Source organism: Salaquimonas pukyongi (genome assembly GCF_001953055.1).
Lineage (GTDB): Bacteria > Pseudomonadota > Alphaproteobacteria > Rhizobiales > Rhizobiaceae > Salaquimonas > Salaquimonas pukyongi.
In genome coordinates this window covers 1,502,725-1,522,064 of sequence record NZ_CP019044.1, presented here as the reverse complement: position 1 = coordinate 1,522,064, position 19,340 = coordinate 1,502,725, and the positions used below count along the sequence as shown (strand labels likewise).

16 protein-coding genes are annotated in these 19,340 nt (G+C 59.1%); 6 read left to right on the top strand and 10 right to left on the bottom strand.

All coding sequences use genetic code 11. The features are described from left to right. Positions 1–114: 114 nt before the first annotated feature. The 5 genes from trkA (at position 115) to hflX (ending at position 5,088) form a co-directional block, all read left to right on the top strand. A complete protein-coding gene (gene trkA, locus BVL55_RS07365; RefSeq protein ID WP_075997998.1) occupies positions 115–1,491 on the top strand; it encodes a Trk system potassium transporter TrkA in 1,377 nt (458 codons plus the stop codon). Positions 1,492–1,499: 8 nt separating this feature from the next. After that, a complete protein-coding gene (locus tag BVL55_RS07360; RefSeq protein WP_075996343.1) occupies positions 1,500–2,966 on the top strand; it encodes a potassium transporter TrkG in 1,467 nt (488 codons plus the stop codon). A 49-nt stretch (positions 2,967–3,015) separates the two neighbouring features. Beyond that, positions 3,016–3,432, top strand: a complete 417-nt coding sequence (locus BVL55_RS16470; RefSeq protein WP_156892463.1) for a hypothetical protein — start codon at positions 3,016–3,018, stop codon at positions 3,430–3,432. Positions 3,433–3,493: 61 nt separating this feature from the next. Then, the gene (gene hfq, locus BVL55_RS07355) at positions 3,494–3,742 is read left to right on the top strand and encodes an RNA chaperone Hfq (RefSeq protein WP_075997997.1); all 249 of its coding nucleotides are present in this window, start codon (positions 3,494–3,496) and stop codon (positions 3,740–3,742) included. Next, positions 3,739–5,088 carry a GTPase HflX gene (gene hflX, locus BVL55_RS07350; RefSeq protein ID WP_075996342.1) on the top strand — a complete coding sequence of 450 codons (1,350 nt, stop codon included), beginning with the start codon at positions 3,739–3,741 and terminating at the stop codon, positions 5,086–5,088. Before hfq ends, hflX begins: the two co-directional genes overlap by 4 nt. A gap of 19 nt (positions 5,089–5,107) precedes the next feature. On the opposite strand, the gene mazG is transcribed toward hflX, so the two are convergent. Next, the gene (gene mazG, locus BVL55_RS07345) at positions 5,108–5,953 is read right to left on the bottom strand and encodes a nucleoside triphosphate pyrophosphohydrolase (protein WP_075997996.1); all 846 of its coding nucleotides are present in this window, start codon (positions 5,951–5,953) and stop codon (positions 5,108–5,110) included. 1,489 nt (positions 5,954–7,442) lie between these two features. Here mazG and BVL55_RS07340 point away from each other — a divergent pair. Further along, entirely contained in the window at positions 7,443–8,699 is a 1,257-nt protein-coding gene (locus BVL55_RS07340; protein WP_162841466.1) for a L,D-transpeptidase family protein, read from the top strand. 315 nt (positions 8,700–9,014) lie between these two features. Here BVL55_RS07340 and BVL55_RS07335 read toward each other — a convergent pair whose 3' ends face one another. From BVL55_RS07335 to BVL55_RS07295, 9 genes are all read right to left on the bottom strand, one after another. Then, complete coding sequence (locus BVL55_RS07335; protein ID WP_075997994.1) at positions 9,015–9,872, bottom strand: MBL fold metallo-hydrolase; 858 nt, start codon at positions 9,870–9,872, stop codon at positions 9,015–9,017. A 5-nt stretch (positions 9,873–9,877) separates the two neighbouring features. Next, a complete protein-coding gene (locus tag BVL55_RS07330) occupies positions 9,878–10,678 on the bottom strand; it encodes a TatD family hydrolase (protein ID WP_075996341.1) in 801 nt (266 codons plus the stop codon). A 21-nt stretch (positions 10,679–10,699) separates the two neighbouring features. Continuing rightward, complete coding sequence (locus BVL55_RS07325; RefSeq protein WP_075996340.1) at positions 10,700–11,185, bottom strand: YbaK/EbsC family protein; 486 nt, start codon at positions 11,183–11,185, stop codon at positions 10,700–10,702. After that, entirely contained in the window at positions 11,182–12,732 is a 1,551-nt protein-coding gene (gene metG, locus BVL55_RS07320; RefSeq protein ID WP_075996339.1) for a methionine--tRNA ligase, read from the bottom strand. The genes BVL55_RS07325 and metG overlap by 4 nt, the downstream gene beginning before the upstream one ends. Before the next feature lie 147 nt (positions 12,733–12,879). After that, on the bottom strand, positions 12,880–13,920 hold the full coding sequence (locus tag BVL55_RS07315) for a DNA polymerase III subunit delta' (protein WP_075996338.1): 1,041 nt from the start codon (positions 13,918–13,920) through the stop codon (positions 12,880–12,882). 24 nt (positions 13,921–13,944) lie between these two features. Continuing rightward, the gene (tmk, locus tag BVL55_RS07310; RefSeq protein ID WP_244530633.1) at positions 13,945–14,646 is read right to left on the bottom strand and encodes a dTMP kinase; all 702 of its coding nucleotides are present in this window, start codon (positions 14,644–14,646) and stop codon (positions 13,945–13,947) included. 192 nt (positions 14,647–14,838) lie between these two features. Next, on the bottom strand, positions 14,839–16,026 hold the full coding sequence (locus BVL55_RS07305) for a D-alanyl-D-alanine carboxypeptidase family protein (protein ID WP_244530605.1): 1,188 nt from the start codon (positions 16,024–16,026) through the stop codon (positions 14,839–14,841). Between the two features lie 199 nt (positions 16,027–16,225). Then, entirely contained in the window at positions 16,226–17,464 is a 1,239-nt protein-coding gene (locus tag BVL55_RS07300) for a septal ring lytic transglycosylase RlpA family protein (RefSeq protein ID WP_244530604.1), read from the bottom strand. A 162-nt stretch (positions 17,465–17,626) separates the two neighbouring features. After that, positions 17,627–19,255 carry a trimethylamine methyltransferase family protein gene (locus BVL55_RS07295; RefSeq protein ID WP_075996335.1) on the bottom strand — a complete coding sequence of 543 codons (1,629 nt, stop codon included), beginning with the start codon at positions 19,253–19,255 and terminating at the stop codon, positions 17,627–17,629. Positions 19,256–19,340 lie beyond the last annotated feature (85 nt).

Below are 19,340 nucleotides of genomic sequence, written 5' to 3'. Positions count from 1 at the left end.
GCCAGTTGAACGTTCCACTCCTGGTCCAGTGTACTCACAGCAGCGGATATGGGGAGCCAGACTGGAAATGAACTCCGCAATGAACTCCGCTATGAACTTCGCTCCGGGGGCGTCATGAAGATCATCATATGCGGAGCCGGCCAGGTGGGGTACGGCATTGCCGAGCGGCTTGCCAAGGAAGGCAACGATGTTTCGGTGATCGATAACTCCGCCGAGCTTGTGCAGAACATTCAGGACAAGCTGGATGTGCGCGGCTATTACGGCCATGGCTCGCATCCTGACGTGCTGGCCAGGGCAGGGGCCGAGCAGGCGGACATGATCATCGCCGTCACGCTGTATGACGAAGTGAACATGGTAGCCTGCCAGGTTGCCCATTCGCTGTTCAACGTTCCCACCAAACTGGCCCGGATTCGTGCCCAGAGCTATCGCCAGCCCCATTGGCAGAACCTGTTCGCCCGCCAGCACATGCCGATCGATGTGATCATCTCGCCGGAAATCGAGGTGGGGGAAGTCATTTTGCGGCGCATCGCCCTTCCCGGCGCACGCGACATCGTTCCCTTTGCCGATGAAAAGGTGGCGATGCTGGCCATTGACTGCGATGAGGAATGCCCGGTCATCGACACGCCGCTTTCCCAGTTGAGCGAATTGTTTCCAGACCTCAACGCGACCGTTGTCGGCATTTCGCGCAACGGCAAGATGATCGCTCCAAGATCGGGCGACCAGATCCTGTTCGGCGACCTGGCCTATGTGGTCACAGACCGCAGCCAGGCACGGCGGACCCTGTCGATCTTCGGCAAGGAGCGGGGAGAGGCCAGCCGCATCGTGATCGCCGGCGGCGGCAATATCGGCCTTTATCTGTGCCGCAAGATCGAGGAAATGATGCCGTCTGCAAGGGTGCGGGTGATCGAGCGTTCTCGGGAAACCGCAGTGCGCATGGCAGAAGGGCTCGACCGGACGGTAATCCTGCATGGCAGTGCCCTGGACGAGTCCCTGCTGATGGAAGCGGGCATCAACCAGACCGATCTGATGGTTTCGATCACCAATGACGATCAGGTCAACATTCTGGCCAGTGTGCTGGCGAAGAAACTTGGATGCGGTTCCAACCTCGCCCTGCTCAACAATGCCGGCTATCACGGCTTTACCAAATCACTGGGCATCGATGATTATATCAATCCCCGGTCGGTGACCATTTCACGGGTACTGCAACATGTGCGGCGCGGCCGCATCAAGGGCGTGTATTCGATCCAGAACGGCCTGGCGGAAGTTGTCGAGGCACAGGCGCTTGATACTTCGCCGCTGGTGGGCAAACCGCTGGCCGAACTCGATCTGCCGGACGGCATCCGCATCGGCGCCATCCTGCATGAAGGCGAATTCGTGCAGCCTGGTGGCAACACCGTGATACGGCCACGCGATTCAATCATCATTCTGGCACTTGCCGAGCGCGTTAGACAGGTGGAACAGATGTTCCGTGTCAGCCTCGAATACTTCTAGGGCACTGCGTGTTTGCGCTGTTCAACTATATTGGCCTGGTTGGCACGTTCATCAGCGCTGTCTTGCTGGTTCCGGCGCTGACGGCGTTCGGCTTCAACGAGACGGAAAACGGGTTCTCGCTGCTGATCTATGCGGCGCTGGGCGGGTTTTTATCGGTCAATCTGCTGGTCGCCACCCAGGACAGGGGAACCGTGCTCAAGCGCAGTACCGCGCTCATGCTGGCGGTTTTCGGCTGGGTGCTGTTTCCCGCAGCCATTGCCTTTCCGATCGCCGGGACGTTCGGCATTCCCTATTCCCATGCCCTGTTCGAGGCCGTTTCGGCGCTGACGACCACGGCGGCAGACGGGCTTGGAAGCCTGGAAACGCGCCCTGCCTCCGCCATCGTTCTTCGCGCCAGCCTGCAATGGACCGGCGGCCTGCTGACGATCCTGACCTTCCTCGTGCTGCTGGGGCCCACCGGCGTTGGCGGCCTGCCGAAAACGCGGCGCAGTATCGGCGAGGGGCCGGGCAGGGCATCCAGCGGCATAAGCCGGATGACGAACAGCCTGACGCGCTATTATGTCAGTGCGACGCTGGCCTGTTTCGCCCTGCTGTTGATGACGGGCGTTTCCCCGTTTGACAGCCTGATCCTGTCGGCGACAGCCATCAGTTCCGGCGGCTATCTTCCGCCCGGCGGCCAGCTCTTCGAACTGGGCACACCGGCAACCCTGCTGGTTATCGCCGTCTTCTTCATGCTTGCCTCCACCAGTGTCTATTGGCACCGCATGGTGGGCCGCTGGCAGGTGGACAATCTGCGCCGCCACCGCGAATCCTACTATCTGATCGCCATCATGCTGGCGATCAGCATATTCTTGATGATGATTTTTCTGACCACGCCGGGCATGCGCCAGGCGGCGGGCACGTTTTCCCTGATCAGCGAAGCCATCTTCAATGCCGCCTCGCTGGTTGCGACCTCCGGCCTGCAAAGCAATGCCGGCATCTTCACCCTGCTGTCACCGGCCTTCGTCTTTGCCATTCTGCTGATCGGCGGCGGCACCTATTCTGCAGCCGGCGGTCTCAAATTCTACCGTGTCGGCGCCATGCTGTTTCACGCCAGGCAGGATCTGGCCAAGCTGGTCTATCCCCATGCCGTGTCGCCACGGCGTTTCGGCACCGAAACCTACAACCTGCAGATCATGAAGGCGATCTGGGTGATGTGCATCTCCAGTATCGTGACGATTGCCGCCGGCGCCGGGCTGCTTGCAGTCCTGGGGCTGGATTTTCAGGCGAGCATCACGGCAAGCGTGGCAGCGTTCACCAATGCGGGCCCGGCCTACTCTCCGGACTGGGCGGCACGCGGCGCAGAAGGCTGGCTTGCCTATCATGAAATGGGTATCGGCATGAAAGCGGCGCTGGCTGCCATCATGCTGATCGGTCATCTGGAAGTGGTCGTTTTCCTGGTCGTGATCAATCCTTTCCGCTGGCTGGGGCGCTAGATATTGAGCCCAAACAGCAGCTGAGCGTGTCCTGGTTGGATGGAATCGTTTGAACGCCGGTTACCGGGTCTTCGGCAAGGCGCAAAAAGCGCAGCAGTGCAGGTACTCTCAGCGTTTTGCAACGCAGCCCAAAGACCCGGGAACCAGGTTCAGGCGATTGCAGAAAACAGAAGCTATTCAACATGGTATTGCATCACCTGTGGTGTCTTTGCGCGCTGGCTTCGTCGAAATCCTCGCAGGATGGATAAACATCCTGCTGTGGTATTCTCCTTGCCAGAGGCGAAAAATCCATCCATTCAAACTGCTTCCAGCTAACCAGGACACGCTCTGGCGGCAGCAGTTCATCGCCTGCCCTGTGACATCAAGGTTGAGGATTGGTGACAAGTTTCGCTTGAATACCTTCCTTCATGCAATTTATATGCGCTCATCGGCCTGCAAACGGCGGCACGGCTCGTGCCGCCGATAACAAGAACGAACACCGCAAGGTCGACATGGGGGCGGCGTTCGTTGCAACCAATGCAGGACCCATGGCGGACAAACAACAAAACCTACAAGATGCCTTTCTCAACCAGGTACGCAAGCAGAAGATTCCGCTGACCATCTTTCTGGTCAACGGCGTGAAGCTGAACGGTGTGGTAAGCTGGTTTGACAATTTCTGCGTATTGCTGAAACGCGACGGCATTGCACAACTTGTCTACAAGCATGCCATCTCCACCATCATGCCGGCCACTCCGGTCAATCTGGGGCCGGACAGCGACAGCGGGGATGATCGTTGAGTGAACCCACCGAAGGTGGGCGTGCCCGCTTTCAGTGGTCACAGGACGAAGCGCAGAAACCCGAACGCGCCATCGTGCTGGTGCCCGATCTGCGCGCCGGCCCCAATCATGCAGCGCCCAGCCGCTCCGCAGCCTCACGGCTTGAGGAGGCAAGGGGGCTTGCCGAGGCCATTCGCCTTGTGGTCGCCGAGGCCGGGGTCATTGCCCTGAAAACCATCAAGCCGGCGACCCTGATGGGAACCGGCAAGGTTGAGGAAATCGCCGGCATCATCAAGGCAGGCGAAATTGGCCTGGCAATCGTCGATCATGCGCTTTCGCCCATCCAGCAGCGCAATCTGGAAAAGGCCTGGAACTGCAAGGTGCTCGACCGCACCGGACTTATTCTGGAAATCTTCGGAGACCGGGCGCGAACCAGGGAAGGGCGCCTGCAGGTCGATCTTGCCCATCTGAACTACCAGAAGGGCCGGCTGGTGCGCCAATGGACACACCTTGAGCGCCAGCGCGGCGGTGCCGGTTTCATGGGGGGACCCGGTGAAACCCAGATCGAGGCCGACCGCCGGGAAATTCAGGCGAAGATCATCAAGCTTGAAAACGAGCTTGAAAAGGTGCGCCGCACGCGTGAACTGCATCGTGCGGGCCGCAAGCGCAGGCCCCATCCGGTGGTTGCCCTCGTCGGCTATACCAATGCCGGCAAATCAACCCTGTTCAACCGCCTGACCGGGTCGAAAGTACTGGCCAAGGACATGCTGTTCGCCACGCTCGATCCGACCCTGCGCCAATTGACCCTGCCCGGCGGCACGGAGGTTATCGTGTCGGATACGGTCGGTTTCATTTCCGACCTGCCGACCCATCTGATCGCCGCCTTCAGGGCAACGCTTGAAGAGGTTGTGGAAGCCGACGTGATCCTTCACGTGCGCGATATTGCCGATCCGGAAAATGCGGCCCAGGCAGAAGACGTCTATGCTATTCTCTCCGATCTCGGCATCGGCGAAGAAGGCAGACAAGGGGTTGTCGAGGTTCTCAACAAGATCGATCTTCTGCCGGCAGAGGCGCTCGCCGGCATTCGCGACACCATGCAGGAACAGGCCACGATTGCGGTCTCTGCAGTGACCGGTGAGGGCATTGAGGCACTGCTTGAGCGTATTGAAGCGGCCATCGGCAGCGATGCCCGTCTGGTAACGTTGCATCTGGAACCGGACGAGTTGTCGACGCTTCCCCAAATCTACCGCGACGGGAGCATTGTGACGCGCCGCGACAACGAGGACGGCAGCATCGACCTGACCGTGCGCCTGAATGCCAATGTGAGGGAAGGGCGCTATCGTGCCTTCCTGGCGCAGGCTTCGTGAAAAAAGCCAGGGTTTGGACCTATCTTCCGGCTGTTTTTGCTTCCTGCCAAAGCGCCTCCATTTCCTCAAGCGAGGCCGAGGACAAGGGCTTGCCGGTGCGCTGTTCGATGTTGTTTTCAATATAGGCAAAGCGCTTGCGGAATTTCCGATTGGTGCGCCGCAGGGCCGATTCGGGATCGATGTCGAGATGGCGCGCAAGGTTTGCCAGCACAAACAAGACATCGCCCAACTCGTCCTTGAGGGCTGAAACGTCCGGGCTTTCGGCTGAAAGTTCGGCCTCGAGCTCTTCGGTTTCCTCGCGCAGCTTGGCCAGCACAGCGCCGGGATCGTTCCAGTCGAACCCTACCTTTGCGGCCTTCTGCTGCAGCTTGACGGCCAGGGTGAGGCCGGGAAGGGCGGCAGGCACCTCATCGAGCAGGCTTTCGCCTTTCCTTTTCGGCGGCAAGCCCATTTCATCCCTGCGGGCCGCCGTCTCGGCCTTCTCCTCGGCCTTGATGCGTTCCCAGGTGCCGCTGGCCATGCCGGAGGCGGAGTATTCTTCGCCGCGCTTATCTCCAAAGACATGGGGATGGCGGCGAATCATCTTTGCGGTAATGCCCTCGACCACATCGCCAAAGTCGAAATGGCCTTCCTCCTGGGCCATGCGGGCGTGATAGACCGATTGCAGCAATAGATCGCCCAGTTCCAGACGCAAATCATCCATGTCGCCGCGCTCGATCGCATCGGCCACCTCATAGGCTTCCTCAATGGTATAGGGGGCGATGGAACGGAAATCCTGTTCCAGGTCCCAGGGGCAGCCGGTTTGCGGCGTTCTGAGTGCCGCCATGATCTCGATAAGCCGGGAAATGTCGCGGGAAGGGGTCATCAACTGAAAATCCGGATTTGTGGATGGATGGACGGTTCTTGCAAGATTGGCAGCCGTGCCGGTTTGAGGCGGTTTGCCGGTCCATTCCCTCAATCCTGCAGCCTTTGGTGTCAAGAACGGCTTGTCATTCATGCAAGATGATATCGGCAAAGCCAGGCATTCGGCTAGCGCGTGTCCGGCTTAAATGGAATCGTTTGAGCGTCGGGCGTTTGGTCTTCGGCAAGGAGGAAAATGCGGCGCAGTGCAGGCACTGTTAGTATTTTCCGGCGCTGCCCGTAGGGCAGGGAACCAGGTTCAAACGATTGCAGAAAACCCGATACATTGATGATGTTAAGTGCCCGGCTGTGGTGTCTTTTGCGTTCTGGCTTCGTCGAAATCCTCGCGAGGTGGCAAGGCACCGCGCTGCGGTGTTCTCCTTGCCGGAGGCGAAAAATCCATCCATGCAAACTGCTTTAATTTAAACCGGACACGCTCCAGGGGCTGACGGCCAGTTCAACAGAGCCGGCGATTCGTCTGCTGAGAAGATTGGCGGCAAGGAGCGGCAAGTGGTTCTTGCCGGGTAGCGCGGAGGTTCCCCACGATGATGATTGAGGGGGCAAGGCTCCAAGCGTGACCGGAAAAACGAAACGCCAGACACCCCATGCCGGCTGCCCGAAACCATGCATCCGCCAGTCGCATAAGATATATTATGGAACCATATTAATATGGCTGTTGAGTATGATCTTGCTTTATTTCAATGGTTTGCAGTTCTTTTCTAATTTATTTTCTCATCTCTTTGTATCTCTTTGTGCATCGCCCTACTGCTCCCGGCCTGGCTTGGACCGATCCCCACCGCGCCGCTTTGCGGGCTTCAAAAAACGCCTGTAACGCCTGTGCGGTAACAAAGCAGCGCACCCGGGCCGCAACTTCGATTGCCCTTCCGTGTGACAACGTCGCCCCATGGGTTGCGGCCTGGCTGCCACACGCGGGCGAAAGATGGGCAAACTGTCAGTTACTTTACCGAATTCAGACCGTCATTACAGGAAATCAAACAACGAACCGGTTAACATTGTGCACATGATTATCGCCCAGGATGCGGGTCACGCGGCCGGCAATGTTTCTGTCCGGCAAAAAGCCCTCCTGCAAAGGGGAACCCCTGGTACAAGGAAACCACAGCAACGGTTTTGAGCTGACCTGTGCTAACGTTGACCCCATTGGCAGGATTGATTGAAGATTGCGGACAGGCGCAGCGTCGTGGAGAAATTGGCGAGGACAAAAACCGGCAAATAGCTGGCGGATGCGCGAAACAAGGGCGCAAAACAAAACGGCGCAAAACAAAAGGGCGCAAAACAGGCGCGCAAGGCATTGGGGCACGGATGACTATGGTGATCTTGGGGGATCGATAAACGTGGTTTCAACGGCAATTTTCCGAACAGGTTTTCTGAACTCGGGCAAGCGCGGCGGTTTCCGCGTTCTGAGCAGCACTCTGCGATGGAATGGGAACAAGGCATTGCCGGCAGCAGCACTGTTGTTGTCCTCGGCGCTGGTTACCGCTGCACTCGCCACCTCTGCACTGGCCGCCAAACAGGCCGCGGGCAAATCGGGCCTGAAGGAACTTACCGTCCGCTCCGGCGAAGATGAAAGCCAGGCAAACGCCCCGGTGCTGGTGACGGTCTCCATCGATAACCAGCAATTGCGCGTCTACCGGGGAACGGACAAACTGGCGGCATCGAGGGTTTCAAGCGGCAAACCCGGATACGATACGCCAATGGGCGTGTTTTCCATCCTGGAGAAGAAGCGGCGCCATCGCTCCAATATCTATTCGGGGGCGCCGATGCCCTATATGCAGCGGTTGACCTGGTCGGGAATTGCCCTGCACCAGTCAAATTCCGTTCCTTCCTGGCCCGCTTCCCATGGCTGTGTGCGGCTGCCCGGCAAGTTCGCCAAACAGTTGTTCAACCTGACCGAGCGCGGCGCTCATGTGCTGATTGCCCGTGAAATGCTCCAGCCCGCACCGATCCGACACAAGGCGTTGTTTCAGCCGGGAGCGGCAGAAGCAAAAATGGCTTCGCTGCGCGATACCATTGACGGCATTGCCAATGGCGGGCTGCTTGAGGGCCTGCCGGTGGAAAAACCGGAACAGACGGCAGAAATCCCCAAACCGCTGCGGATCTACGCAACGCGGATCACACGCCGTGAAATCACCCGCGAATTGCAGCGTCTGCTGAACAGGCTGGGCCATGAAGCCGGCGAAGTAGACGGTCTTTACGGCAAAGGTACTGCCGAGGCGGTGATCCGGTTCCAGAAGGCGCAGGGCCTTGCTCCCACCGGGATGCTGAGCGAGGAACTGGTCGACACGGTCTACAGCACGGCAGGTGAAGAACGCCCCCTGCCCGGCATGATTTACGTGCGGCGTGGCCATCTGCCGGTGTTTTCGGCACCGATCGGCCTGCGCAACCCGAAAGAACCGCTCGGCACCCATTTCTTTCTGGCTTCCGGCGACAAGGAGCAGCTGAACTGGCTCTCGGTATCCATGGCAGGCCGGATTCCGCCTTCAGTGGTTCGCGATCACAAGCTTGAGGTTGAAGGTTCGGGCCAGCTGGTTCGTTCCAATCCCCGCACTGCCCTCGACCGCCTGATCATTGATGCAAAGACCCGCGAGCGCATCGCCCTGATGATCGGCCACGGAGCCTCCTTTTCAGTTTCCGACAACGGTTTGGGAACGGAAACCGGCTGGGGCACCGATTTTATCGTTCAGCTTCGCTAGAGCGTGTCCGGTTTAAATGGAAGCAGTTTGCATGGATGGATTTTTCGTTTCTGGCAAGGAGAACACCGCAGCGCGGTGCCTTGCCACCTCGCGAGGATTTCGACGAAGCCAGAACGCAAAAGACACCACAGCCGGGCACTTAACATCATCAATGTATCGGGTTTTCTGCAATCGTTTGAACTTGGTTCCTTGCCCTTCGGGCAGCGTCGGAAAATACTGACAGTGCCTGCACTGCGTCGCATTTTCCTCCTTGCCGAAGACCAAACTCCCGGCGCTCAAACGATTCCATTTAAGCCGGACACGCTCTAAAGCGTGTTAAATTTTCAATTCCACTACCAACCCGTCATAGGCCGGCTCGACGTGATCGGGGGTTTCATTCTTCACGGTGGCATAGTCCAGCGGAATATGCATGTGGGTCAGCAATGCGCGGGCCGGCGAAAGGCGTGCGATCCAGTCGAGCGCCTCGGCAAGGGAAAAATGGCTGATGTGCTCCCGATATTGCAGGGCGTCGACGATCCACACATCAAGCTTTTCAAGCTGGCCGGCACTTTGCGGCGGCAAATCGCTGACATCGGGTGAATAGGCAAGCCCGCCGGACAGCACAAGCTCGCCGGTTTCAGGATCAACCGGCCCGAAGCGAAAACCGAGCGAATGGATGGGGCCGTGAATCTGGTGCACTGGCAGAAGGGCGACCGGGCCGCCCCTGCCTTCAATCACCGTGGTTTTTCCCGGTTTCAGCTCGTGCCAGTCGCAGATCGGGGGATAGATCGAACCTTCGGCGGAGTTGAATATATAGCCGAACTTTTCCGCCAACTCGCCGAAGGTTGCGGTATCGGCATAGACGGGAATGCGCTGGTGCTGCGCGATGGCATACTGGCGCAGGTCGTCTATGCCGTGGATATGGTCGGCATGGGCATGGGTGAAGATCGCCGCGTCAAGGCTTTGGGCTCCAGCATCGATCATCTGCTGGCGGAAATCCGGGCTCGTATCGACCACGATACGGGTAACCTCTTCCTTGCCGCCGCCCTTTCGGAAGCGCTCGACCAGCAGCGAACAGCGCGTGCGGCGGTTTTTCGGGTTTTTCGGGTCGCATGCCCCCCACTCCCCCGTAATGCGCGGAACGCCGGGAGAGGATGCGCAGCCCAAAACGGTAAAGCGAAGGGTGTCCGTCATGCCGTTCAAGCGCTCATCTGCGTACCGGCCGGCGGCGGAACTTTGGAGAACAGCCGGAAAAAGTTCTCGGTGGTGATCGATCCGATGCGCTCTTCGTCAACGCCCTGGCATTCTCCCAGCACCTTGGCGGTGTGGGTAACGTAGGACGGTTCGTTGCGTTTTCCCCGCCAGAGCTGTGGCGCCAGATAGGGAGCATCGGTTTCCACCAGCAGGCGATTGGCCGGCAGGGTCGCTGCGATCTGGCGCAATTCCTCGGACCGCTTGAAGGTCAAAATACCGGAAAAGGAAACATAGCCGCCCAGTTCCACCCCGGTTTCGGCCAGTTTCCTTCCAGAGGAAAAACAGTGCAGCACGAAGGGAAAAGCACCCTTCCCTGTTTCTTCGCGCAGGATTGCGGCCATGTCATCGTCCGCATCACGGGAGTGAATTACCAGCGGCAGGCCACTTTCGCGCGCCGCGGCGATATGGGTGCGCAGGCCCTGCGCCTGTTCTTTCGCATGGTCCTGCCGGTAAAAATAATCGAGACCGGCTTCGCCGATTGCCACCACCTTGGGGTGGCTGGAAAGTTCCAGCAGCTTATCCGCCTTGACGTCCAGTTCCTCATGGGCGTTGTGGGGGTGGGTGCCGACCGAACAATAAACCGGGTCGAATTTTTCAGCCACCGCCAGAACCTGGGGAAACTTGCTCACCCAGGTGCAGATGGTCACCAGGCGGGCGATGCCGGCAGCGCTGGCACGGGCCACAACATCGGGCAATTCCTCCTCAAAATCGGGGAAATCGAGATGGCAGTGGGAATCGACAAGCATGAAAGCAGCCCTGTATCGGATTTAACAAACCTGGACAACGCTGCCCCGGGTCAGTGCCACCAGGTCGGCAGGTGTCAGGCGGAAGACCGCATTGGGCTTGCCGGCAGCCGCCCAGATCTCCTCATATTGGCGAAGATCGCGATCGATGAAGGTCTTCAGCGCCTTGATGTGGCCAACCGGTGCGACACCGCCTATGGCAAACCCGGTTTCAGCCCGCACAAAACCGGCATCGGCGCGGCCAAGCGGTTCACCGGCCGTCTGCGCCATACGGGTTTCGTCGACACGATTGGCGCCGCTGGCCAGTACCAGCAGTGCCTTTCCGCTGGTCTTGCCGCGAAATACCAGCGACTTGACGATCTGGGCAACCGTGCAGCCGATGGAATCTGCTGCCTCCTGCGCCGTGCGGGTGCTGGCTTCCAGTTCAACCACCTCCAACGCCAGACCGGAAGCAGCAAGCGCTGCCCTTACCCGCTCGATACTGGATGTTTTCGCTTCCGCTTCGCTCATGCCGGCTCTTCCGTTTCCACGTAGCGGGGGAAAATACCCTGCGGCTTGGGCAGTTCGGTTCCGCCAGCAAGCGGCGTTTTTGTATCGGCGAACCGGCGTGCATCCTGCGGCACGGCAAGAAGATCCAGCAGTCTGCCAGCACTTTCAGGCATGACCGCCTGCACCATTACGGCGACCACGCGGATTACTTCCGCCGTCACATAAAGCACGGTTGCCATGCGCTCAGGATCGGTCTTCTTCAGCGCCCAGGGCTCCTGGGAGGCAAAATAGCGGTTGGCATCGCCCACCACCTGCCAGATCGCCTCAAGCGCCTTGTGGATGCGGAACGCCTTCATTTCCTCGCGGGTCTTGCCGCCGAGCCCATAGGCTGCCTCCAGCAATGCCTTGTCCTCGTCGCTGAATTCACCGGCCTCAGGCACCCTGCCCTGACAATTCTTGGCAATCATTGACAGCGAACGCTGGGCGAGATTGCCCAGATCGTTGGCGAGATCGGCATTGATGCGGGCAACGATCGCCTCATGGCTGTAAGAGCCGTCATTGCCGAACGGAACCTCGCGCAGGAAAAAATAGCGCATCTGGTCAACGCCATAGGCCTCGGCCATGGCAAAGGGATCGACGACATTGCCGACCGATTTCGACATTTTCTCACCCTTGTTGAACAGGAAGCCATGGGCATAAACCTGCTTGGGCAGGGCAAGACCGGCGCTCATGAGAAAGGCCGGCCAGTAAACGGCGTGAAAGCGCAGAATGTCCTTGCCGATGATGTGGGCATCGGCCGGCCAGAATCCGGCCTTTTGCGCGCTGTTCTCCTCATTGTCCGGCCAGCCTGTGGCGGTAACATAGTTGGTCAGCGCATCTACCCACACATACATGACGTGCTTGTCATTGCCGGGCACCGGCACACCCCAGTCGAAGGTGGTGCGCGAGACGGAAAGATCGCGCAGACCGCCTTTCACGAAGCTGACTACCTCGTTGCGGCGTTCAGCAGGGCCGATAAAATCGGGATTGTCCTCATAATGCTTCAGCAGCCGGTCGCCATAGGCTGAAAGCCGGAAAAAATAGCTTTCCTCCTCGACCCATTCGACGGGCGAACCGAGCGGCTCGCGGCGCACGCCATCCTCGCCGACCTGCGTTTCGCTTTCGTCGAAATAGGCTTCCTGGCGCACCGAATACCAGCCGCCATAAGTGTCGAGGTAAATGTCGCCATTGGCATCCATGCGGCGCCAGATTTCCTGACAGGCTTTCTTGTGGCGTTCCTCGGTGGTGCGAATGAAATCATCATTCGAACAATTGAGCGCTGCCACCATCTTGCGAAACGCGTCTGAGTTGCGGTCGGCGAGTTCGATGGGCGCAATGCCTTCCTTTTCGGCCGTGCGCTGCATTTTCTGGCCGTGTTCGTCCGTGCCGGTCAGAAACATCACCTGCTTGCCGTCGAGACGGTTGAATCTGGCAAGAACATCGGTGGCAATCGCCGTATAGGCGTGTCCGATATGGGGAATGCCGTTGGGATAGAAGATCGGCGTGGTGATGTAATATCTGTCTGTCATGGCACTTTTGTTCCGAACGGTGCGCGGGGCATTTCATGCAAGCGCTTTTCGGCCCAAGCACATAGTGTGGCAATGGCGGTTTGTCGACCGGTTTACCGTGGAAACGGCCGCGTTGGAATGGTTTGTGTTCGCCGGGGCAGGCTTTTGCTATACTCGCCTCAGATCAGCGTAGAGCCCGAGGACCACCTGTTTGCGGTCCAAATTCCAATAGACCGCTTTTTCGTGGTCGGCGCGCACCTTGTCCCAAATATCGCAATACCCGGCGAGCTTATCCATCGGCACCTGGTCGTTCAGTGCCTTTTCCCGCGTCAGGGCGGCCAGCCGCTCGAATACCAGGTCAATGAAGAGGTGATAATCCTGCGCCCTGGCAGCCGGTGCGAGTGCCGAACCGATACGGTGAATTTTCGACCAGTCTGGCTTTTTGTCCGTTACCAGATCGAAAAACTCGCCCACCATCGCCGCAACATCGCCCTGTGCCAGTTCAAGCGCCCTGCGCGCAGAGCCGCCGGCCAGGGCAATCCACCCATCCATCCGGTCTTCGGCAACATCCTCCATTACCGGCTGGCGGGCGATGACCTGACGCAGTATGTGATCCTCCAGCGGCTTCAGGCTCAAGGTCTGGCAGCGTGACCGCAAGGTCGCCAACAGGCCGCGCGGTGAGTGGGCAAGAATGAAAAACACCGTTTGCGGCGGCGGTTCCTCGAGTATTTTCAGCAATGCATTGGCCGCACTCGTATTCATGTCGTCTGCCGAGTCGACAATCACCGCCCGCCAGCCGCCCATGGCGGTCGTCGAACGCAGAAACGCGTTGACGTGGCGTACCTCGTCAACGGTGAGCCGCGTCATGAACTTCTTGTCCCTGGCATTCCACGGCCGTGACGCCGTCAAAAGATTGGGATGAGCGCCACGGCGCATCATCGCGGCGGTGTTGTCATCTTCAGGCTCAAGGCGCTGCGGCGCATTGCTGCCATCGGGATAACGCTGAAGATGAGCGGCGAACTGATAAGCCAGCGTTGCCTTGCCGATGCCGCGTGGCCCCGACAAAAGCCAGGCGTGGTGCAACCGGCCGGCAGCATGGGCGCGGGCCAGCAGGAAACAGGCTTCGTCATGGCCCATGACATCCGGGCTTTCAAAGGGCTGCAACACGCCCTCCATGGCGTCCCAGCTGCCGGGTGTTTCATTTTCCATTGCGTGCTGCATCCTGTTGCCGGGTTACGCTGGCGGCTTATTGCCCATCCGGCCGGCAGGTTTTCTTGCCGGTTTCTTTGCCGCTGTTCGTTTCGCAGAAGCGGCTTTACGGCCCTTGGCCTGTTTCACATCGCCGGCTTTGCCCACCCGGCCTGCAAGGTGTTTTTCGGCGGCTTGCCAAATTCGCTTGAAAACCGTCTGCGGCCTGCCGGCTGCGTCTACCACCACGCAGCGTTCCGGCTCCTGCCGGGCGATGTCAAGATAGGCTTTGCGGCGCTTGGCCTGAAGGCGGATTGATTCCTTCTCAAACCGGTCCGGCACCTCGCTCTCCTGGCGCCGGGCCGCAGCGCGTTTCATGCCCTCACGCGGGTCGATGTCCAGTATGATCGTCAGATCCGGCCAGGTATCGCCACAGGCAATATGCTCGAGGCGCCGCAGCATTTGGGTGTCCACCTCTCCCGCCGTGCCCTGATAGACCCGTGTCGAATCAATAAACCGGTCCGAGATGACAATTTTTCCCGCTTCCAGCGCGGGACGAATGACCTGGTCGACATGATCGGCACGCGAAGCGGCAAAAAGCATCGCCTCCAGTTCGCCGCCAAACGGTTCGGCTGCTCCCGACAGCAATACATGGCGCACGGCTTCCGCGCCGGGCGAGCCGCCGGGCTCACGCGTGGTGATGACCTGATGTCCGAGGGATTGCAGCTTTTCTGCAAGCAATCGCATCTGGGTGCTCTTGCCGCTGCCCTCTCCGCCCTCAAGGGTGATGAAAACGCCCCTTCCCTGGCCAGTGGAGCCTTTGGTGCGCACAGCAGCGCCCCTCTTGCGTGCCACACGCGCCGAAGCGGTCGACCGGACCTGTTTCTTGCCGGCAGTCTTTACGGCCATCCCAAACCCCTGTTGCCCCAAAGCCGTGGGTTATCTTGGTATCCAGGATGTGAGCAGTTCGGTCAAGGCATCTGTGGCCTGTTGCATGATTCCGCCCTGGGCAGAATCCTGCATGGCATAAAGCGGCGTTTCCTGACTGAGGTCATCGCCGATCCACACTTTCAGGGTTGCCACGCGATCGCCCTTCTTGACCGGCGGCATAACCGGATAATCATAGGCAATGCGCGCCCGCAGCCGGTCCCGATTACCGACCGGAAGGTAAATTTCGATGGAATCGCCGCCCGTCACCTCAACCGATCCGGGCTTGCCGCCATAAATGGGTATCTCGCCAACCTTCGCCTCGGCATCAAACAGGTTCAGGCGCTCAAATGCCCTGAAGCCCCAGTCGAGAATCTTTCTGGCCTCCTCGGCGCGTTCCTTGGCGGAGGTCATCCCGCTCAATACCGTGATCAAACGCTGCCCCTCGCGCACTGCAGAGCCGACAATGGCATAGCCGGACGCTTCGGTGTATCCGGTTTTCATGCCGTCTGCGTTGATGCTCATGCCGAGCAAGGGATTGCGGTTTCGCTGATTGATCCCGTTCCACTCGAATTCCGGCAGCGAATAATAGCGGTAGTATTCGGGATATTCGCGGATGATGTGCTGCGCCAGCCTGGCCAGATCGCCAATGCTGACATACTGGTTTTCGTCGGGAAGGCCCGTTGAATTGGTAAAGTGAGAGTTTTTGAGCCCGATGCGGCGGGCGCGCTCGTTCATAAGGTCGGCAAACGTCTCCTCCGTGCCGGCAAGGCCTTCAGCAATGACGATACAGCCATCGTTAGCCGACTGAACGATCACGCCCTTGATCAGGTTTTCCAGCTCGATTTCCGAGTTCAACTTGGCGAACATGGTCGAGCCGCCGGAATTGGCGCCGCCCTTGCGCCAGGCGTTCTCACTGACGAAAAACTTGTCCGTCAGCGTCAAACTGCCCTCCTTGAGTCGGTTGAACACGACTTCCATGGTCATCAGTTTGGCAAGGGAAGCAGGCGGAATTTTCGCGTCAATCTCCTTCGCCAGCAGGATCGTGCCGGTATCGGCATCCATCAGCATTGCCTGGGGTGCGGAGGTATCAAAGCGCTGGGCGAAGGTTTGGGTCCAGCCAGCTGCTGCCAGGGCGGCTACCGCCAGCAGGCAGATCAGCGAAATACGAAACGAACGGTATAGAGGCACCGGGTTCACGGAGATTACCTGTCAAATATCCCACATGCCCCACCCCACCATAGGCATAGAGTCCGGGTGGTTCAAGCCATTGAATCAGGAGAATTTTCACGGAAATGCGAACAGGATTTCCGCTTGGCCCCGTCTTTGAGGCGAAGCGCGGTGATGAGGCAGGCCGCTATTTCGGGATATGCTTGGAAAATGCCGCCCGGCAAGACAGCTATCGAAAACGGGCGTTGTTAAGGCCCAACTGCCTGACAAAGGCCAAGGCGGCGTTGGCCGATTGTTCAACGACACCAAGTTCCATTTCGCCCGTATCAGGGTTCTTGCCCACGGTGCCAAGATCACCCAGCAGCTGTTTCATCAGGGCGGCGCTGCGCGCGTCGGCGGGCAGTCCGAGCACCAGTGTCACCGGATTTTCGGGAGCCTCGCCCATGTAGTGGATGAAAGACCCTTCCGCATGCGCCATGCCTGCGGAAGCAAATGCCAGCGGCCTTGGAGCCGGTCCGCTGACGACCGTTTCAATGGCCTTGATCGTGCCACGGTAAGCGGTATTTCCGTCTGCAAGGGGAATCCCCTCAAACAGGGCCGGCCGCTGAGCTGGCACCGGCAAGGCGCCGTCAAGCGACAAACCGCCCTGCCCGAAGCCCTGGTCAATTGCCCGCGCCGGCGAGCCGCCGAGGCTTGAGACGGGTTTTACCGGATCGGCCATGGCAATCATGGTGCCGGAGGAAGTTCCGCCAAGACCGGGAAGAACGTCATTGCCCGGCTGTTTTGGCCCCCGGTAGGTGGCCAGCAACATGGATTCATCCAGTCCGTCCATGCGGGCGCGCCCGGCATATTCGACCTTCACCTTGGTCACGCCCCTGGTCTTGAAATCGAGCAGTTCGGCAGCCTTTGCCGACAAGTCGATAACGCGGCCATGGGCATAGGGTCCGCGGTCGTTGACGCGCACCATCACTTCGCGGCCATTGGCCAGATTGGTGACCTTGGCATAGCTGGGCAGCGGCATGGTGGGATGGGCGGCAGACAGCGAATACTGGTCGTAGATTTCTCCATTGGCGGTCAGGCGGCCATGAAAATTCGGACCATACCATGAGGCCAGCCCGGTCTGCCTCAGACTGGTGTCTTCCTTGGGATGATACCACTTGCCGCGTATCTTGTAGGGCTTGCCGACCTGATAGCGCCCGCCCCCCTTTCGTGGCCGCTTTACCGCGGTAACCCGCGGGCTGGCCGCTACCTGGTACTCGGCAACGGAAAACTTGCTTTCATTGTTGATGTGTTCGGAGCGCAGCGGTTTGTCAGACTTGGAATCCAGCACGCCCGATCCCGTACAGGCCGACAATACAAGACCGGCCCCGGCGAACAGAACCACACCGGCAAAACAATGACGGGCGGTGAAGAGGATATCTCCAGCCGCCGACATGCGAAGAAAATTGTGCCGGGTTCGATTTGCCATGCCGTTCAGATCAGCGAAAAACAATGCTACGCGCCTACTCATGCATTGCGACGGCAATACGGCCAACCGCAAACGCCATTACTATGACCAGCGCAGCTTGAGGAAGGGTTAATGCAATGTCACCGAGCCTGTGTCAATTTTGGGCAGTGTCAGCAATACCTATTAAAAATCGGTCGGTGCGCCGCCCTCGCGCTTGCGGCGCTCGACAAACTCGGAAAGTTCCTCGCGGATCGCCTCGTCCATCGGCGGTGCCTCGAATTCCTCCAGAATTTTCTTCCACAGGATGTTGGCGCGTTTGACCGTTTCCACGCTGCCGCGGTCACGCCAGTTCTCGAAGTTCGACCAATCGGAAAGAAACGGGCTGTAAAAGGCCTTCTCGTAGCGGTCCTGGGTATGCTGGATGCCGAAGAAATGGCCGCCATGGCCGACTTCACTGATCGCGTCGAACGCCAGTTCGCCCTCGTCCCATTTAGCGGGTTTGGAAACATAGGTGATGATCTGCTGCAATTGCTCGCAGTCCATGACGAACTTTTCATAGCCAGCACAAAGACCGCCTTCGAGCCAGCCGGCTGCGTGATAGACCATGTTGGAGCCGGAGGTGATGGCGGCAAACAGCGAGTGGGAGCTTTCCCAGGTTGCCTGATTGTCCGGCGCATTCGACACACAGGTGTTGGAGGAACGAAGCGGCAATCCGTAATAGCGCGCCATCTGGCCGGTCATCTGTGTCGTGCGCATGTAGTCCGGCGTCCCGAAGGCCGGTGCGCCGGTCTTCATGTCGACATTCGAGGAAAAGGTTCCGAACCCGCAGGGACAGCCGGGATTGACCGTCTGGATCAGCGCGATGGCGCACAGCGCTTCGGCAATTGAGCTGGAAACGGTTCCTGCCAGCGTGATCGGCGACATGGCGCCGGCAAGCGTAAAGGGCGTTACCACGGTCGCCTGGCCCTTGCGGGACAGACGCAGAAGCCCGTCAATCATCGGCCAGTCGTGCTTTAGCGGCGAGGTGGAGTTGATGTTGGTGTACATGCAGGGCGTGGCGGCGAATTCTTCATGGGTCATCCCGCCTGCAATGCGCACCATCTCCATGACGTCCTCGACCCGCTCACTGCCCAGGGAATAGGCATGAACGACCTTGTCGGTAAGCGTCAGCTTGTCGTACAGGCAGTCGAAGTGGCGCACCGACGGGTGGATGTCCATCGGCTCCACCGGATAACCGCCGGCAAAGTGAATGCAGTTGAAATACTGGGTCAGCTTGATGAAATCTCGGTAGGCTTCCCGATCCCCCGTGCGCCTGCCCCGGTCAAGATCGTGGCAGTTGGGCGCCGAAGATACATTGCCGAACAGGATATGGTTGCCGCCGATGGTAATCTGCCGGTCGCGATTGCGCGGCGTAAGGGTGAAACTTGAGGGCGCAAGGGCGATTTTTTCCATCACCCAGGCACGGTCCATCTTCACAACGGCGCCCGTGGTGCTCTCATTCTCGATGGTGCAGCCTTCCTTGCGGAAGATCCCGACCGCCTCCGGGTTGAGGAACTCGATGCCGACTTCCTCCAGAATGCGCATGGCATTGTTGTGAATTGCCTCGATGCCTTCGGGAGGCAGGGGCTCGACCGGCTTGTCGAGATTGACCGGCACGCTCCAGGGAATTTGATCGATGATGGCGCCCTTGCCCCGGGTATTGCCGGCGCGCCCGCCACCGCGGCGCCCTACTGCCCTTAACCGCTTTTCGGTGCGTAATGTGGGGGCGCCGGCTTTTTTGGCGGCGGTGTCGGCTGGGTTATCGTCCGTCATGATGCAAGCGCCCTATTCTCCCGCGCCCTGGGTACCGGACGCACTAAAAGATACGACACCCTGTTTGACCATCAAAAAAGCAGAA

Coding starts and splice junctions, on each gene's coding strand:
- trkA (WP_075997998.1), top strand. CDS start 115: ATGAAGATCATCATATGCGGAGCCGGCCAGGTGGGGTACGGCATTGCC.
- hfq (WP_075997997.1), top strand. CDS start 3,494: ATGGCGGACAAACAACAAAACCTACAAGATGCCTTTCTCAACCAGGTA.
- mazG (WP_075997996.1), bottom strand. CDS start 5,953: ATGACCCCTTCCCGCGACATTTCCCGGCTTATCGAGATCATGGCGGCA.
- BVL55_RS07335 (WP_075997994.1), bottom strand. CDS start 9,872: ATGACGGACACCCTTCGCTTTACCGTTTTGGGCTGCGCATCCTCTCCC.
- BVL55_RS07330 (WP_075996341.1), bottom strand. CDS start 10,678: ATGCTTGTCGATTCCCACTGCCATCTCGATTTCCCCGATTTTGAGGAG.
- BVL55_RS07325 (WP_075996340.1), bottom strand. CDS start 11,185: ATGAGCGAAGCGGAAGCGAAAACATCCAGTATCGAGCGGGTAAGGGCA.
- metG (WP_075996339.1), bottom strand. CDS start 12,732: ATGACAGACAGATATTACATCACCACGCCGATCTTCTATCCCAACGGC.
- BVL55_RS07315 (WP_075996338.1), bottom strand. CDS start 13,920: ATGGAAAATGAAACACCCGGCAGCTGGGACGCCATGGAGGGCGTGTTG.
- tmk (WP_244530633.1), bottom strand. CDS start 14,646: ATGCGATTGCTTGCAGAAAAGCTGCAATCCCTCGGACATCAGGTCATC.
- BVL55_RS07300 (WP_244530604.1), bottom strand. CDS start 17,464: ATGGCAAATCGAACCCGGCACAATTTTCTTCGCATGTCGGCGGCTGGA.
- BVL55_RS07295 (WP_075996335.1), bottom strand. CDS start 19,255: ATGACGGACGATAACCCAGCCGACACCGCCGCCAAAAAAGCCGGCGCC.